The sequence below is a fragment of the Kitasatospora sp. NPDC059160 genome (assembly GCF_042755465.1).
Classification (GTDB): Bacteria; Actinomycetota; Actinomycetes; order Streptomycetales; family Streptomycetaceae; genus Kitasatospora.
Genome location: NZ_JBHZCN010000008.1, coordinates 1 through 16017 on the forward strand (window position 1 = coordinate 1; position 16017 = coordinate 16017).

The 16017-nt window shown below is 74.0% G+C and carries 11 protein-coding genes; 1 reads left to right on the top strand and 10 read right to left on the bottom strand.

Annotation, left to right across the window (positions count from 1 at the left end; genetic code table 11):
* Positions 1-143: 143 nt before the first annotated feature.
* From trxA to ACFXOZ_RS04850, 7 genes are all read right to left on the bottom strand, one after another.
* The gene (gene trxA, locus ACFXOZ_RS04820) at positions 144-470 is read right to left on the bottom strand and encodes a thioredoxin (RefSeq protein ID WP_375882914.1); all 327 of its coding nucleotides are present in this window, start codon (positions 468-470) and stop codon (positions 144-146) included.
* Between the two features lie 134 nt (positions 471-604).
* Entirely contained in the window at positions 605-1567 is a 963-nt protein-coding gene (trxB, locus tag ACFXOZ_RS04825) for a thioredoxin-disulfide reductase (protein WP_375882911.1), read from the bottom strand.
* A 194-nt stretch (positions 1568-1761) separates the two neighbouring features.
* The gene (locus tag ACFXOZ_RS04830; protein ID WP_380525505.1) at positions 1762-2721 is read right to left on the bottom strand and encodes a hypothetical protein; all 960 of its coding nucleotides are present in this window, start codon (positions 2719-2721) and stop codon (positions 1762-1764) included.
* Positions 2718-3512 (bottom strand): RNA polymerase sigma factor SigM, encoded by a 795-nt coding sequence (sigM, locus tag ACFXOZ_RS04835; protein ID WP_380525504.1) that lies wholly within the window; start codon positions 3510-3512, stop codon positions 2718-2720. The genes ACFXOZ_RS04830 and sigM overlap by 4 nt, the downstream gene beginning before the upstream one ends.
* 46 nt (positions 3513-3558) lie before the next feature.
* Entirely contained in the window at positions 3559-5595 is a 2037-nt protein-coding gene (locus tag ACFXOZ_RS04840) for a protein kinase family protein (RefSeq protein WP_380587509.1), read from the bottom strand.
* Positions 5596-5901: 306 nt separating this feature from the next.
* On the bottom strand, positions 5902-8370 hold the full coding sequence (gene murJ, locus ACFXOZ_RS04845; RefSeq protein ID WP_380587512.1) for a murein biosynthesis integral membrane protein MurJ: 2469 nt from the start codon (positions 8368-8370) through the stop codon (positions 5902-5904).
* A 58-nt stretch (positions 8371-8428) separates the two neighbouring features.
* On the bottom strand, positions 8429-10903 hold the full coding sequence (locus ACFXOZ_RS04850) for a DUF6049 family protein (protein ID WP_380587515.1): 2475 nt from the start codon (positions 10901-10903) through the stop codon (positions 8429-8431).
* Between the two features lie 394 nt (positions 10904-11297).
* On the opposite strand from ACFXOZ_RS04850, the gene ACFXOZ_RS04855 reads away from it, so the two are divergent.
* Positions 11298-12707 (top strand): CCA tRNA nucleotidyltransferase, encoded by a 1410-nt coding sequence (locus ACFXOZ_RS04855; RefSeq protein WP_375882935.1) that lies wholly within the window; start codon positions 11298-11300, stop codon positions 12705-12707.
* Between the two features lie 76 nt (positions 12708-12783).
* Here ACFXOZ_RS04855 and ACFXOZ_RS04860 read toward each other — a convergent pair whose 3' ends face one another.
* The 3 genes from ACFXOZ_RS04860 to ACFXOZ_RS04870 form a co-directional block, all read right to left on the bottom strand.
* The gene (locus ACFXOZ_RS04860) at positions 12784-13803 is read right to left on the bottom strand and encodes a hypothetical protein (protein WP_380525500.1); all 1020 of its coding nucleotides are present in this window, start codon (positions 13801-13803) and stop codon (positions 12784-12786) included.
* A gap of 34 nt (positions 13804-13837) precedes the next feature.
* Positions 13838-14485, bottom strand: coding sequence for a hypothetical protein (locus tag ACFXOZ_RS04865; protein ID WP_380525499.1), 648 nt, complete (start codon positions 14483-14485; stop codon positions 13838-13840).
* A 135-nt stretch (positions 14486-14620) separates the two neighbouring features.
* Positions 14621-15955, bottom strand: coding sequence for an MFS transporter (locus ACFXOZ_RS04870; RefSeq protein ID WP_380525498.1), 1335 nt, complete (start codon positions 15953-15955; stop codon positions 14621-14623).
* Positions 15956-16017 lie beyond the last annotated feature (62 nt).

The window sequence follows — 16017 nt, forward strand, 5'->3', positions numbered from 1 at the left end:
GGTGGGCGGGGTGCTTGTCGGGGTGGTGGCTGACGGGCGGCCAGGGCGTGTGCTCGGTGGGGGGCCCGGGGGGGGGGGCCCACCGCCGGGGGCCCCCCCCCCCCCCCCGTCCGGTCGGTGGACCGGGAGAGTGACCGGGAGGCCTAGAACAGGCCGTCCAGCTCGCGCAGCAGCGCGGCCTTCGGACGGGCACCGGTGATCTGCTTCACCGGCTGGCCGTCCTTGAAGAGGATCAGGGTCGGGATCGAGATCACGTTGTACTCGGCGGCGGTCACCTGGTTGGCGTCCACGTCGAGCTTGGCGATGGTCAGCTTGTCGCCGTTCTCGGCCGCGATGTCCTCCAGGACCGGGGCGACCTGGCGGCACGGGCCGCACCAGGTGGCCCAGAAGTCGACTAGTACGGGCTTGTCGCTCTCCAGGACGTCGGACTTGAAGGTCGCGTCGGTGACGGTGGTGGTGGCGCCGGCCACGGGGACTCCTCGGGTTAGGACGGAGGGGGCTGCTGCCAGGTGAACAACGGGCGGGCCCGTTCTGTTTCTGCCTGGCCGGGGCGGGGGTGTTTCACGTGGAACACCCCCGCGGGGTTCGGTCGGTGGCGGGGAGGTCAGACCGCGACGGCGGTCTTGTTCTCCGCGTCGTCCAGCGCGGCCAGGTAGCGCTCGGCGTCCAGCGCGGCGGAGCAGCCGGTGCCGGAGGCGGTGATGGCCTGGCGGTAGGTGTGGTCCACGACGTCGCCGGCGCCGAACACGCCCTCGACGTTGGTCCGGGTCGAGGGGGCGTCGACCTTGAGGTAGCCCTCGCCGTCGAGGTCCAGCTGGCCCTTGAAGAGGTCGGTGCGCGGGTCGTGGCCGATCGCGATGAACAGGCCGGTGACGGGCAGCTCGCGCAGCTCGCCGGTGGCGGTGTCGCGCAGGGTGACGCCGGTCAGCTTCGGGTCGCCGTGGATGGCCTCGACCGCGCTGTTCCACTCGAAGCGGATCTTCGGGTCGGCGAAGGCGCGCTCCTGCATCGCCTTGGAGGCGCGCAGGCTGTCACGGCGGTGGATGATCGTGACGCTCTTGGCGAAGCGGGAGAGGAAGGTCGCCTCCTCCAGGGCCGTGTCGCCGCCGCCGACCACCGCGATGTCCTGGTCGCGGAAGAAGAAGCCGTCGCAGGTCGCGCACCAGGAGACGCCGCGGCCGGAGAGCTTGTCCTCGTTGGGCAGGCCGAGCTTGCGGTGCTGGGAGCCGGTGGTGACGATCACGGCGCGGGCCCGGTGGACGTTGCCCTCGGAGTCGGTGACGGTCTTGATCTCACCGGTGAGGTCCACCGCGACGATGTCGTCCGGGATCAGCTCGGCGCCGAAGCGCTCCGCCTGAGCCCGCATGTTGTCCATCAGCTCGGGGCCCATGATGCCGTCCCGGAAGCCCGGGAAGTTCTCGACCTCGGTGGTGTTCATGAGCGCACCACCGGCGGTGACGGCTCCCTCGAAGACCAGCGGCTTGAGGGAGGCGCGGGCCGTGTAGAGCGCGGCCGTGTAGCCTGCCGGGCCGGAACCGATGATGATCACGTTACGGACGTCGCTCACTGCTTCTCCTGGTTCGCATCGCGACCCGCGTTTGCTGCGGGGAGGGCGGTCCTGCTCCGCCGCCCGGGACAACGACTGACCAGTCTCTCGCATTCCCAGGCGGATCAGTACCAGGCGCCCGAACTCCGGAAGCGGCGTGCCGCCCTGGTCGTCGATCGCATGGGAACGGCCGTCCGGTGGCTGGGAAGGGCCGTTCAGTGGCCGGGGACGGTCCGTTGCAGGACGACCGGGCCGCAGTCGGGGGAGCGCAGGAAGACGTCCACGAAACCGGGCCGACCGGCGGCGGGGTAGACCAGGACGTCCACCGGGGAGCCCTGGTAGCTGCCCCGGTCGGTGGCCAGCGGGGTGCCCGGGGCGGGGGCGCGGCAGGCCGCGGGGGAGACCGGTGCGGCGGGTGAGGCGGGGCCGGAGAGCTCCGGCCCCGAGCCGTCGGCGGGCGCGGCGCCGGACTTGGCGGGCCCGGTGGCGCGCAGCCCGGGCTGGGAGCCGGAACGGTCCAGCAGCTGCTGCACCTGGGCGGCGAGCTGGTCCTCCCGGTAGACGGTGCCGGGGCCCGCCAGGTGCGGGGTGCGGGCGCTCTGCTCGCCGGGGGAACCCGCGGTGCCCGCCGAGGCCGCGGAGACGGCGGAGGTGCGGGTGGCGGAGTCGTCCTGGTGCAGCAGCAGGGCCCCGCCCAGCCCGACGGCGGCCAGCGCGGCGGCCGCCCCGAGCAGCACGGCGAACCGGCGGCGGCGCGGGCGGGGGCGGCCGGGGCCGGGGGCCGAGGCCGGGCGCGAGGGGGGCGCGGAGGGCGCCGCGGCGGCCCGTACGGGCACGGTGGGGAACTCCGTCCGGCGGGCGGTGGCGGGGGCCCGCTCGGGGCCTGCGGTGGGCCGGGCCGGGGAGGGGCGGTCGGCGCGGGCCGCCTCGGCGAGGGCGGCGTCCAGCCGGGCGGCGACGTCGGCGGGCATCGGTTCGGGCTCGACGGTGCCGAGCAGCGCCTGCACCTCGGCCAGCGCCTCGACGGTCCCGCGGCACTCGGCGCAGCCGTCCAGGTGCCGCTGCAGGGCCTCGGCGGCCCCGGCGGGCTCGACCAGGCCCTCGGCGAGGTCGGCCAGCTCGTCGACCGAGGGGTGGGCGTCGGCGGGTCCGGGGGAGGAGAGGGGGGCGTTCATCGGGTGCTCGCGTCTCCTTCCAGCATCGTGCGGCCGGTGCTCGTGCCTGTCCCTGTGACGGTGCGGGGGCCCGTCGGGTTCCCCCTGGTCCGGTCCGGCGGGGGCGGGGCGGTGCCGGACGGGTCGGGGGCGGTGCGTCCCGGGGGCCGGCCGGCCGGTGTTTCACGTGAAACGTTCCGTCCGCCGCCGTTGCTGTCGCCGTTGGTGTCGCCGTTCCCGCCGTCCCCGCCGTCGCTCTCGCGCAGGTGCCGGACCAGTGGGAGCAGCCGGGCCCGGCCGCGGGCGCAACGGCTCTTCACGGTGCCGACCGGGACGCCCAGCAGCTCGGCGGCCTCGGCGACCGGGTAGCCCTGCATGTCGACCAGGACCAGCGCGGCCCGCTGCTCGGGGGGCAGCTCGGCGAGCGCGGCGGTCAGCTCGCGCTGCACCTCGGCCCGGACCACCGGGGAGTCGGCCGGCTCGGCGGAGCCGACCAGGCGGTCCAGCCGCTGCGGGTCCTCGTCCAGCGGGGTGGTGCGCCGGGTGGCGCTGCGCCGGGCGCGGTCCAGACAGGCGTTGACCACGATCCGGTGCAGCCAGGTGGTGACCGCCGAGCGGCCCTGGAAGCCGGCGGCGGCCCGGAAGGCGGAGACCAGGGCGTCCTGGAGGGCGTCCGCGGCCTCCTCGCGGTCGCCCAGGGTGCGCAGGGCGACCGCCCAGAGGCGGTCCCGGTGGCGGTTCACCAGCAGGCCGAAGGCCTCCTGGTCGCCGGCGACGTGCCGGGCGAGCAGCGTCGCGTCGTCGTCCGCCACTGTCACCCCTTGTCGCCGCGGGTCGTTCCGGGTCTGGACCGTGCGGTCAGCCGGAGACCTTTACCTCGGCGACGTGGCCGCGGTACCTGCCGTCGGAATCCTTGTTCAGAGAGGTCAGCCAGATCAAGAGGTAACGCGTGGTGACCGGCGATTCGAGGGCGTAGTCGACGTTGAGGCCGGCCTTCCTGGCCGCGACGACCGAGAAGCTCTCCGGCCTGGCCGCGGTCGGGTTGGCGGCGGCGGACGCGTTGGGCACGCGCACCTCCGCGGCCTGCTCGCCGTCCTTGAACTGGACGGTCACCGAGGAGACCGACTGCGGTGAGCCGAGGTCGATCAGCAGTCCGGTGCCCACCTTGAGGGCGGGCGGCTTGGGGCCGAGCTGGTCGACGTACCAGCCGGTGGTCCAGGCGGTGTTCGGGTCGCCGTCGATGGCGTTCTTGACGCTGTCGGTGCCTTCGGGACCGTCGCCCAGCGGGTTGTACGACTCCGCGCCCTTGATCTGGATCGGCACCGGCGTGTGGGCCGTCGGGCGGGCGCTCGCGGCGGTGCTGCTGATCGAGGTCTGCGGGGTGGCGACGGCCTGGTTGCTGTTGCGCAGGCTGCCGACGAACTGCCAGGAGGCGACGCCGATCGCGCCCAGGGCGACCGTCCAGGCGGTGGCCTTGACCACCCGGCGCAGCCGGCGCCTGGTGCGCCGGGCGGCGGTGGGCCGGGAGGAGGCCGGCAGCGGGGCGACCGTCGTGTCGGCCACCCGGGTGGGGATGGGCGCGGTCGGGAGGGCGTGGCCGTGGTGCCGGGGCGGGGTCGGGAAGGCCGGCAGCTCGGGCTCGGGCTGCCGGATCCGGGGCAGCTTGGCGATCGCCCGGACCAGCTCCTCCGGGGTGGTGATCGGCTCGGCGTGGTGCGGCGGGTGGTCGAACAGGGCGCGCGCCGCGAGCTCGGACAGACCCTTGTGGACGCCCGCGCGGACCTGGTCCGGCGCGGCGTTCTGCAGGTCCTTGGGCAGTCCCTTGAGGTCGTAGCGGTCCTCGGGGTACGGCCAGCGGTGGGTGAGCGCGGCGAAGAGCAGGGCGCCGATCGCCCGGGTGTCGGTGCGCTGGGCGTCCTCGGCGGCGTCCCCGGTGGAGTCCTCGGCGGGCAGCCCGCGCAGGGCGGCGTCCACCGCGATGCCGTTGATCCGGTACTGGCCGCTGTCGGTGCGCAGCACGCAGCGCGGGGTGAGTCGCAGGTGCGCCTTGCCGCGGCGGTGCGCGGCGGCGACGGCGTCGGCGACCTGGCGGACCATCTGGTACGCCTCGTGCGGCTCCATCGGGCCGTCGGCGAGCAGCTTGGCGAGGTCGGAGGCGTGCGGCAGCCACTCCCGCACGATGTAGACCAGCTCGTTCTCCTGCACGGCGTCCAGCACCTGGACGAAGCGCGGGTCGCCGAGCAGGGCCGCGGACTTGGCGGCGGCCAGCACCTTGCGGGCGCGCTGGTGGCCGGAGGCCATCAGGTGGACGCCGACGGCCCGGCGCAGCTTCTCGTCGACGGCGCGCCAGCTGCTGAAGGTCTCGGTCTGGGAGATGCACTCTTCCAGCAGGTACCGGTGGCCGATCTTGTCGCCGCTGTGCCGCATCGGCGCGGGCAGGGTCCGCGGGAGGGTGGCGGTGTCGCGCGGGTCGAGGGTGGGCTGGGGGTCGGTCGGACGGCGCTTGTCGGAGGCGGGCTGCGGTGCGGGAGCGGGCTTCTTCCGCGGGGGGCCGGCCGCCAGTTCGGCGGCGATCTCGTGGACGGAGAGCGGGGCGGTGATCTCCGAGGTCTCCTCGCTCACCGCGGCCGCCGGCGCCTCAGGGGCCGGACCGTCCTCGTCGCCGTCCTTGCTGTCGTCCTCGCCGTCGTCCTTGCTCTCGGCGCCGGCCGTGTCAGGGGTCTCCACGGAGTCCGCGGAGGAGTTCCCGGGGGCGTCCGTGGAGGAGGCGTCGGCGGAGCCCGCCGGGGCGGAGTTCCCGCTCCCGAGCTCGTCGATCGCCGCAGCCAGCGCGGCCTCGTCCGCCGCCGCGTCAGCTGTTGACGTGTCGACGACCGCCTTGGTGCCATCAGCCACCGTGGTCCTGCCTCCCCTTGTGTCGCCCCGGCCTGAGAGAGTCGCTGGAGCCCGCGGATTGGCCGCCCTGTGCTCCAGGACAATTGTGCCCACTCTTCACCACCGGGTACGACCGCTGAAGGGTCCGCTCGGTTGCATACCGGTGGAGAGATGTGGTGCAGATCCGACACCGGGCCGCCACGTGGCGGCCCGGGCGTGTCCGGTCATGGAGGGCGGCCCGTGCTGCGGCCGGACGGGCGGGGGCGGTGTCAGCCCTGGTCGACGCCCGGTCAGGGCGCCCGCTCGTCCGGCCGGTTGTGCTCGGACTCAGCGGCCCAGTCGGCCGCGGACCATGCCCAGCATGGCGTTCATCTCCTCGATCCGCAGGCGCTTCGCGATGAACACGAACACCAGCAGCTGGAGGCCGCCGCCCAGCAGGACCGACAGCACGCTGCCCGGCCAGCCGCCGAGCACCTGCTGGACCGCCAGGCTGACGCCGAGGCCGACCACCGCGGCCGGGACGCAGGCGGTGGCCAGCCGGCTGTAGGTCTTGCCGATCCGCTTGGTGTCCAGCCCGCCGATCTTCTTCTTGAGCTTGGGCACCGCGACCATCACTCCGACGGCGTAGGCGAGGCCGTAGCCGAGGGCCATGCCGGTCACCGTCCACTGCGCGGGCAGCGCGACCCAGCAGACCAGCGAGAAGCCGGCCTGGCAGACCGCCACCCAGACGGTGTTGGAGAACGGCGTCCGGGTGTCCTCGTAGGCGTAGAAGCCGCGCAGCATCACGTACTGGGCGGAGTACGGGATCAGCCCGAGGGCGAAGGCCGAGAGCATCAGACCGACGTTGGTCGCGTTGTCCAGGGCCGTCCCGCCGCCGCCGACCGCGTAGATCGAGCGGCCGATCGCCGGGCCGAGCGCCAGGAACAGGAAGGCCGCCGGGACGACCGCCACCGCCGTGGTGCGCAGCCCGTACGACAGGTCGTCCCGGACGGCGCCGGCGTCCTCGTCGGCGGCCGCGCGGGAGAGCCGGGGGAGCACCGCGCTCATGATCGAGACGGTGATGACGGCCTGCGGGAGCTGCCAGATCAGCAGGGCGTTGGAGAAGGCCGAGAGGCCGACACCGCCGTGCCCGCCCTGTTCGGCGGCGCTGCCGGCGGCGGTCGCCAGCTGGGTGATGACCAGGTAGCCGGCCTGGTTGGCGAGCACGAAGAAGAAGGTCCACTTGGCCAGCCGGGCGGCCTTGCCCAGGCCGTGGCCGCGCCAGTCGAACCGCGGCCGGAAGCGGAAGTCGGCCGCCCGCAGGTACGGGATCATCGCCAGCGACTGGACCACCAGGCCGAGCAGGGTGCCCAGGCCGAGCAGTCGGACGCCCTCCGGGGTGATGTTCTCCGGGGTGATCTGGGTGCCGTTGAAGCCGCCGTAGACCCAGATGTAGGCGCCGAAGGTGAAGATCACCACGATGTTGTTGAGGACCGGGGTCCACATCATCGCGCCGAACCGGCCCCGGGCGTTGAGGATCTGGCCCATCACCACGTGGACGCCCATGAAGAAGATGGTCGGCAGGCAGTAGCGGGCCAGGGCGACCGTGGTCTCGGCACGGGCCGGGTTGGTCATCATCGGATGGGCGATCAGCTGGACCAGCAGGGGCGCCCCGAGCACGGCCAGGAAGACCACGCCGCCGAGTCCGACCATCACCAGGGTGAGCAGCCGGTTGGCGTAGGCCGTCCCGCCGTCCTCGTCGTTCTTCATGCTGCGCACCAGCTGCGGCACGAAGACCGCGTTCAGCGCGCCGCCGCCGATCAGGATGTACAGCAGGGTCGGCAGGGTGTTCGCCGCGTTGTACGAGTCACCCATGACCGCGATGCCGATCGCGCCGGCGATCACCATCGTCCGCAGGAAGCCGGTGCCGCGGGAGACCAGGGTGCCGGCCGCCATGATCGCGCTGGAGCTCAGCAGGCCGGCGACCTTGCCGCCACCGCCGTCGGAGGCCGGGGCGGGCTCGGCCGCGGGCCGGGCGGCCTGCTCCTCGGCGAGGTCCGCCAGCGGCTCGACCGCCGGGGGCACCGCCACGGCGGCCACCTGCATGGTGGCCTCCTCCTCGGAGAGCGGCGGGTCGAACTCGATCGGCGGCACGAACGGCCGCTGCCCGTCGTGGCCGCCGTGCTGCGGCTGCCCCGGCTGCCCCGGGTAGCCGCCCATCGGCGGGTACGGCGCGGGCGCGCCCGGCGGCACCGCCGAGGCCGGGGGCACGGGGGCGGCCTGCGGGGCCGGGGCGGGCTGGGGGACCGGCGGCTGGGCCGCGGCATCGGCCCGTCCGCTGCCGAAGAGCGCGTCCACCCCGACGTACTCGGTGGTCTCGGTGTCCCAGGCGGAGTGCGCCGGTCCCGGCTCCCACTGCGGCTGCGGCTGGCTCCACGCTCCGGGGGCCGGGGTGGAGACCGGTGCCGCCGGGGCGGCCTGCTGCGGCCAGTCGGCCTGCATCGGGGTGTCCCAGCCGGGCTGCACGGGGGGGACGGGGGGCGAGAACGGTGTCGTCGGCACCGGCGTCGGGTAGCCGCCGCCCTGCGGCGGCAGTTGCGGCGGCACGTCGTACGCGGTGACCGGCGGCGGCGCCGCGGCGGGCCGTCCGGCCTGGAGGCCGTACGGGTCCTGACCGTCCTGCGCCGTCCCGTACGCCTGCGCGGCGTACGGGTCCTGGGCGTAGGTGTCGGCCACGTACCAGTCGCCGGACGGCGACTCGGCGCCCGGCCGGCTCTCACCGCGGCCCGGCGGCCGCTCCTCGCTGCGCCCGGTCATGTCACCTCTTCGCTGTTGTGGGGGGAGACCGGCCCGGGGTTGCGGGGGGTCGGCGGTGTCAAGGACCAACCTTCTCATCACTGGCGGTCCGATCCCGGCCATCCGGGCTGCTGGCGCGCGGTGTCTGTGCGGGCCCCCCGTCCCCGGCGGCGTCCGGGCCGGTCGGCTCGGCGGGCTCAGCTTCGGCGGTGCCCGCCGGGTCGCCGTCCGCCGGGTCGTCCCCGACCGGCTGGTCGCCGTCCTCGTGCGGCTGCCCGCCGCGCCGCTTGCGCTGGCGCATGAAGCGCAGCGCGGCGAGCACCAGCAGCACGGCGGCGCCGGCGAAGACGTACAGCACCCCGTTGGTCACCGAGGTGACCTCGACGGTGAAGGTCTGGGCCTGGCCGTAGGGCCGGGAGTCGGGACCGGTGGTCCACAGCTGGGCGACCATGGTGACCGGGCCGTTGCTGCGGGCCTCGGCGTTGAAGCGCAGGGTGACGCTCTGCGAGGCGGGGAGGACGAGCTGCTCCGGCAGGCCGACCCGCAGCCTGTTCGGCTGGATCGAGGTGAGCCGCAGCTGCAGGTTGGTGACCGTCTGGGTGAGGTCGTTGCGCACGCTGACCTGGAGCTGGCCGGTGTTCCCGGCCAGGGTGACGACGTTCTTCTTCGGGACCTGGACGGCGGTGGTGAGCTCGTTCAGGTAGTTGGTGACGCCGGTGCGGTAGGCGTCGCCGGCCGGCGCCTGGGCGCGCCACTCGGTGGACAGCGAGCGGACCATCGCGGCGCTGAACGGGCCGCGCACCCGCTGCGGCAGGGTGAGCACGCGCATCAGGGTGTCCAGCTTCTGCTGGATCTCGTCGGTGCCGCTCAGGGCGGAGGCCGGCAGCTCGGAGGCGCGGGCCTGGGTCGGGTAGTCGGCCGGCGAGGGGACGCCGGTGTTGGCCTTCGGGTCCGGCGCGGCCTGGGCCAGCACGTCCAGCTTCACCGGGGCCAGCCACTTGTCCCCGGCCGTCTGCAGGGCGGTCGCCAGTGCCTTGGCGGTGTTGACGGTCAGCTCGCGCGGCGGCATCACCAGCAGGCCGCGCTGGTTCTGCGGCTGCTCGTGGGTGATCGCGTAGGTCTCGGCGAGGAAGCGCTGGGTCGCGTCGGTCTGGTCCTTCGGGGTGCTCAGGTCCTTCTGGAAGGGCCCGGAGACCGTGTCGTCGGCGACCACCGCGTTCTGCCCGTTGCCGATCGGGCGCACCGCGGTCGGGGTGTAGTTGACCGAGTCCGGGTCGGGCATGCTCGCGCCGTTGACCAGGACCAGGTTGCTGCCCGCCTGCCGGGCGATGCCGGCGATCTGCTGGTCGAGGTAGCCCTGGTACGGCCAGGCCACGTCGGAGCGGGTGTCCACCGCGAGCCGGCCCTCGACGGTCAGCCGGCCGGCGGTGGCGGCCTTGCTCAGGGCGGTGCCCATGCCGCTGAGGTCGGCGCCGTTGTGCGCGATCGAGGCGAGGTCCGGGTCGGCGTACGGCAGCGAGACGACCTGGCTGCCCGACTTGGCGACGGCCGTCCGCAGCTTGTTCAGCCAGGCGTCGGCGGCGGCCGAGGCGGGGCGGCCGACGGTGTTCTCGTCCTTGGCGGACTTGCCCGAGCCCTCGGTGCCCGGCTTCTGCACCCGGTACGGCTTGGTCATCGCGAACGCGGCGTCCAGCAGGTCCGGGTCGACCACCCAGGTCAGCCCGTTCAGCTTGGCGCCGGTGTCGACCAGCTCGTACAGCCGGCCGCCCGGCGCGAAGTCGGCGGCCAGGCTGTCGTCGCGCAGCACGGAGAGGTTCTGGTCGCCCTCGGCGTAGGTCTGCGCGGCCAGCACCGGTGCGTGCACCAGCGGCCAGAGCGTGGCGACCTTGGTCGGCTGGGCCTCGCTGCTGCCCTGGGAGTAGGGCAGGAAGGTCCGGGCGATGCCCAGGGCCCGGTCGCGCGGGTTGTCGGCGGTCGAGCCCCAGGCGTCCACCGCGAGCTCGTAGACGCCGCTCTCGGAGAAGCCGAGGTCGCTCACCGCGACGCTCAGGGTGTACGGCAGGCTCTGGCCCGGGTTGAGCTCCGGCAGGGCGTACTGCGGGCTGTCCAGCTCCGTCCCGTCGTCGCCCCGCGGGCCGGTCCGCGCGGCCACGCCCTGGAGCTCGCTGCGCCGCTGCAGGGGCTTGCTGGAGACCGGCTTCCGGACCGCGGCGTGGGCGCCCTTGAGGGCGGACTTGCCGGAGTTGGTGACGTGACCGGTGATGGACACGGTGCCGTTCTGGACGGCCAGCTGCGGGGTGACCGTCTCGATGGTCAGCACCACCGGGTACTCCGCGGTGGCCGTCGAGTCGACGGTCGGGCGGACGTTGCCGCCGGTCGGCAGGGCCGCGGCGGGGGCGGCCGCGACCAGTGCCAGGAGCGCACCGCAGGCGGCGGCGAAGCGGCGCGCGCGGCCGCCGGTGCGCCGTTCCCCGGTGGGGGGTTCGGTCGGGCCCGCGGCCCGCCCAGGTCGTCGGTGTGCCCCCAGGCCCGAGTGCCGTGCCGGCTCACTCACTCGTTTCGCCCTCGCCGTTCTGTTCGCTCGCTCGCTGCTGATGCTGTCCGTCCGGCGCGGTCGCCCGACGTTCCCCGCTCGACGTTCCTCGCTCGACGTTCTTCGCTCGACGACGTACGCCACCCTGCTGCCGCGGAGGGATCCGTCGGCACGGCGGCACGCGACACCGCATCCCCGGTTCCGGTGTCCGCGCTCCGTCCACCGGCATGGTAACGATCCAGCCTGGCGTGCAGTGTTGCGGGCTCTGGGGTGAGACGCCCAAAACGCGCGGGCGGTTGACCTTCCGGGGCACGTACCCTTGTGAGCCGTGTCCACTGCCAATGAGCCCACCGCGCGCACCGACCGTTCCAGCACCGCCGTCCAGGTCGTCCCAGGCCTGAGCGAGGCCCAGACGATGGGGCTGCAAGAGCTGCTGCGGGTGTCGCCGGTCGCCGACGAGATCGCCCGCCGCTTCCACGCGGCCGGGCACCGGCTGGCCCTGGTCGGCGGCTCGGTGCGGGACGCGCTGCTCGGCCGGCTCGGCAACGACCTGGACTTCACCACCGACGCCCGGCCGCAGCAGGTGCTCAAGCTGGTCAAGGGCTGGGCGGACGCGGTCTGGGACGTCGGGATCGCCTTCGGCACCGTCGGCGCCCGCAAGGACACCCCCGAGGGGTCCTTCCTGATCGAGATCACCACCTACCGTTCCGAGGCCTACGACCGCACCTCGCGCAAGCCCGAGGTGACCTACGGCGACACCATCGAGCAGGACCTGGTCCGCCGCGACTTCACGGTCAACGCGATGGCCGTCGACCTGCCCGGCCGCGGCTTCGTCGACCCGCACCACGGCCTGGAGGACCTGGAGGCCCGGGTGCTGCGCACCCCCGCCACCCCCGAGGAGTCCTTCTCCGACGACCCGCTGCGGATGATGCGGGCCGCCCGCTTCGCGGCCCAGCTGGACTTCGACCCGGCGCCCGAGGTGGTCGCCGCGATGACCGCGATGGCCGAGCGGATCACCATCGTCTCGGCGGAGCGGGTGCAGGCCGAGCTGAACAAGCTGCTGCTCGCCGCGCACCCGGTGAAGGGCCTGCGGCTGCTGGTCGACACCGGCCTGGCCGGGCACGTGCTGCCGGAGCTGCCCGCGCTGCAGCTGGAGAGCGACGAGCACCACCGGCACAAGGACGTCTACGAGCACTCGCTGACCGTCCTGGAGCAGGCCATCGACCTTGAGCAGGACGGCCCGGACCTCAGCCTGCGGCTGGCCGCGCTGCTGCACGACATCGGCAAGCCGCGCACCCGCCGCTTCGAGTCGGACGGCCGGGTCTCCTTCCACCACCACGAGGTGGTCGGCGCCAAGATGACCCGCAAGCGGATGCGGGAGCTCAAGTACTCCAAGGAGCTCACCGAGGACGTCTCGCGCCTGGTCGAGCTGCACCTGCGCTTCCACGGCTACGGCGGCGGCGAGTGGACCGACTCCGCGGTGCGCCGCTACGTCACCGACGCCGGGCCGCTGCTGGAGCGCCTGCACAAGCTGACCCGCTCCGACTGCACCACCCGCAACAAGAAGAAGGCGGCCGCGCTCTCGCGCACCTACGACGGCCTGGAGGAGCGGATCTCCGAACTGCAGGCCCGGGAGGAGCTGGACGCCGTCCGCCCCGCTCTGGACGGCAACCAGATCATGGAGCTGCTCGGGCTGCGGCCCGGCCCGCTGGTCGGCAAGGCGTACAAGCACATGCTCGAACTGCGGCTGGAGCACGGCCCGATGGAGCCCGACGAGGCGGTCGCGGCGCTGCGGGCCTGGTGGGCCGAGCAGCAGCAGGGCTGACCCGGGCGACGCCCCGGACGCACCGCGCGGCGGTCACCGTCCCCTCCGGGACGGTGACCGCCGCGTTCGCGTCCGGTCAGCCGTTGATGTGCTTGAGGCAGAGCACGTAGTTCAGCGCGGGGAGCTTGGTGTAGGTGCGGGTGTAGGTGCTGTCCGACTTCGGCTGCTTCTCGCAGGCCTTCTCGTCCGAGGTGGCGAAGTACTTGTAGACCACCTTGTACTGGGCCTTGGGGTCGGTGCAGGGCAGCACGGTGATCTTCGGGTGGTCGTCCGCGGTCGCGTTGCTGGAGTTCTCGTTGCGCAGGCAGTCGCCGATGCCCGCGCTGTCGACGTCGTCCTTGGCCGCCGGGGTCGCGGGCGGCGGCAGGGTGATGCTCGGCAGGGAGAAGCTGGGCACCGGGAGCGGCGGCGGCGGGGTGTAGCTGAAGGTGGGCCGCGGCGACGGCGAGAAGGTGACCGTGCTGGTCGTCGTCGGCCCCGCGACGGGGCCGGAGTCCTGCTTCGGCCCGATCACGCCGGTGGCCAGCAGGACCCCGGTGACCAGCAGGGAGACCGGCACCAGCAGCATGGCGACGTGCGGACGGCTGCCCAGCGGGGCGCCCGGGTCCAGCTGCGGGCCGTGGGTGCCCGGCATGGGCGGCGGCAGCCGCTTGATCCGGTTGTGGGCGCCGAGGTTCATCAGCAGCGTGATCACGGTCAGGATCGGCGAGATCCAGCTCCACCAGCCCTGGACCAGCGTCCTGGCGGACATGTCGCGCACGGTGGCCGTGCCGCAGGTCCGGCAGAACGGGCCGTGCATCCGCAGCATCCGGAACGCGATCAGCAGGCCCTGGTGGCCGCGGACGGTGGCGCGCACGGCCGGGAAGCCGCCGCAGAAGCGGCAGTGCTCCCCGTCCATCGGGGCCGGCGGCGGGTAGCCGTAGCCGTAGCCGGGCGGCTGGGCGCCGTACGGCTGCTCCGGCGGGGGCGGGGCGCTCGGGTAGCCGTACCCCGGCGGGGGCGGCGGTGGCGGGGCGCCGTACGGGCCGCCGGCGTACGGGTTGCCGTCACCGGGTGGCGGGCCGTAGGGCATCTGGGGCGGAGGCGGAGCGGACAAGGGATCCCCCCGGAACAAGGACGTGGTGGAAGGGTCAGGACTTCTTCACCGGCGGGTAGCCGGTGGTGGGGGTCAGGGGGCCGAGGCAGAGCACGTACCGCGTCTTGTTCCAGCGGCGGCCGCTCTTGCCCGAGACGGCGCTGGTGGTCTGCGGGGTCTGCCGGCAGCGGGTCACGTCGGTGGTGCCGGTGAACTTCGACAGCACCTTGTAATTCGCCTGGGAATCAGTGCACTTGACGATCCCGACGTCACGGGAGCCGCTCACCCGGACGCAGTCCCCGGGCTTGGCGCTGCTGACGTTCGGGCTGCTGAAGAAGTACGCGCCCGCGAGCACCACGCAGCCGCCGACCGCCCCGGCGATCCGCAGCTTGGCGCGGGCACCGCGCTTGGCGGGCGGCGCCGCGGCGGCCGCACCGGGCTGCGGATAGCCGTACGGCCCGGCGGGCGGCTGCGGCCCGTACGGCGCCTGCCCGTGGGGCGGCTGGGGGTACGGCGGCTGGCCGTACGGGGGTTGGCCGTACGGGGGTTGGGGGCTCGGCGGCGGGCCGCCGTACGGGCCCGGGGCGTACGGCTGCTGGGCGGGTGGCCCGCCGTACGGCGCCTGGGCGTAGCCGGGTGGGGGCGGACCGAAGCCCGGTGCCGCGGGTGGCGGCGGCCCGTACGGTCCGGTCGGTGTGCTCATCAGTTCGTCCCCCGAGACAGAGTGCTGTCCTTCCGACAGGTTTACGTACCTTAGCGACCGGGTCGGACGCAATCGGTCCGGTGGCCGCAACCGGAGTCCGGGACGAACCGGTTGCGATTCCGGTACCGCGCGGTGTCAGTGGGCCTCGCCGGGCAGGGGGCCGGACCGCCGGGCGGCCCGCAGGTAGAACACCGCGGTCAGCCCGTACACCACGGCCACCCCGGCCACCACCGTGACCGAGCGGCCGGACAGCGGCAGCACCAGGGCCGTCACCAGGGCGGCGGCCACGAAGGCGACGTTGAACAGCACGTCGTAGACGGCGAACACCCGGCCGCGGAACTCGTCCTCGACCGACTCCTGCACCACGGTGTCGGCGCAGATCTTGGTGCCCTGGGTGACCACCCCGAGCAGCAGCGCGGCGGCCAGGGTGGGCACCGGGGCGAAGAACAGGCCCAGCGCGGGGACGAAGACCACCGGGGCGAGCAGGCAGACCGTCATCCAGCCGGCCAGGCCGAGCCGACGGGTGCACCAGGGGCTGACCACCGCGGCGACGAAGAACCCTGCGGCCGACAGCCCGACCGCCTGGCCGAGGGTGGCCAGCCCGGCCGCGCTGTCGGTCGGGGCGTTGAAGGTGTAGCGGGCGAGCATCACCACGACCACGATCAGCACGCCGTAGCAGAACCGGGCCGCCGTGACGGCGGCCAGCGCGTGCACGGCCGGGCGGCAGTCCCGCACCAGGTGGCGGACGGCGGAGCCGAGCCCGACGGCGGCCCCCACGAGTGCCTGGCCGAGCGCGGGGCGCTCGCCGTGCTGGTCCGGGCCGAGCAGGTCGCGGTCCATCCGGCGGGCGGCCAGCGCGGCCGAGAGGTAGAGCAGCGAGGCGACGGTGACCAGTGCGGCGTCCGCCTTCGGCCCGGGGGCCATCAGCTGGTGCAGCAGGAAGCCGACGCCCCCGCCCAGGGCGGCGGCGACGGTCCCGAGGGTGGGGGAGAGGGCGTTGGCGGTGACCAGCCGGTCCTGCTCGACCACCCGGGGCAGCGCGGCCGAGAGTCCGGCCAGGATGAACCGGTTGAGCGCGGTGACCAGCAGGGCCGAGGCGAAGAACAGCCAGGTCGGTGCCTCGGCCAGGAGCAGCGCGCCGGTGCCCAGGCCCAGCCCGAAGCGGGCCAGGTTGCCGAAGTAGAGCACCTGGCGCCGGCGCCAGCGGTCCAGCAGCACCCCGGCGAACGGGCCGATCACCGAGAACGGCAGCAGCATCACGGCCAGCACCGAGGCGATGTCGGCGGGGGAGGACTGCTTCTCGGGGGAGAAGACCACGTAGGCGGCGAGCGAGACCTGGAAGACGCCGTCCGAGAGCTGGGAGAGCACCCGGGCGGTGAGCAGCCGGCGGAAGTCCCGGCCGCGGAGCAGACCGAGGAGCGTGGCGCGGTGCGCGGACTGGTGGGTGCTGCCGTTCTCGGTGATCGCCACCCGCCCAGGGTGCCACGGAACCGGGCACCGTTTCACGTGAAACATTCGCTGCGCGCACGTGA

Excerpts from the sequence above, each read along its gene's own strand:
- ACFXOZ_RS04855 (WP_375882935.1), top strand. The coding sequence starts at position 11,298 with ATGGGGCTGCAAGAGCTGCTGCGGGTGTCGCCGGTCGCCGACGAGATC.
- murJ (WP_380587512.1), bottom strand. The coding sequence starts at position 8,370 with ATGACCGGGCGCAGCGAGGAGCGGCCGCCGGGCCGCGGTGAGAGCCGG.
- ACFXOZ_RS04865 (WP_380525499.1), bottom strand. The coding sequence starts at position 14,485 with ATGAGCACACCGACCGGACCGTACGGGCCGCCGCCACCCGCGGCACCG.
- ACFXOZ_RS04830 (WP_380525505.1), bottom strand. The coding sequence starts at position 2,721 with ATGAACGCCCCCCTCTCCTCCCCCGGACCCGCCGACGCCCACCCCTCG.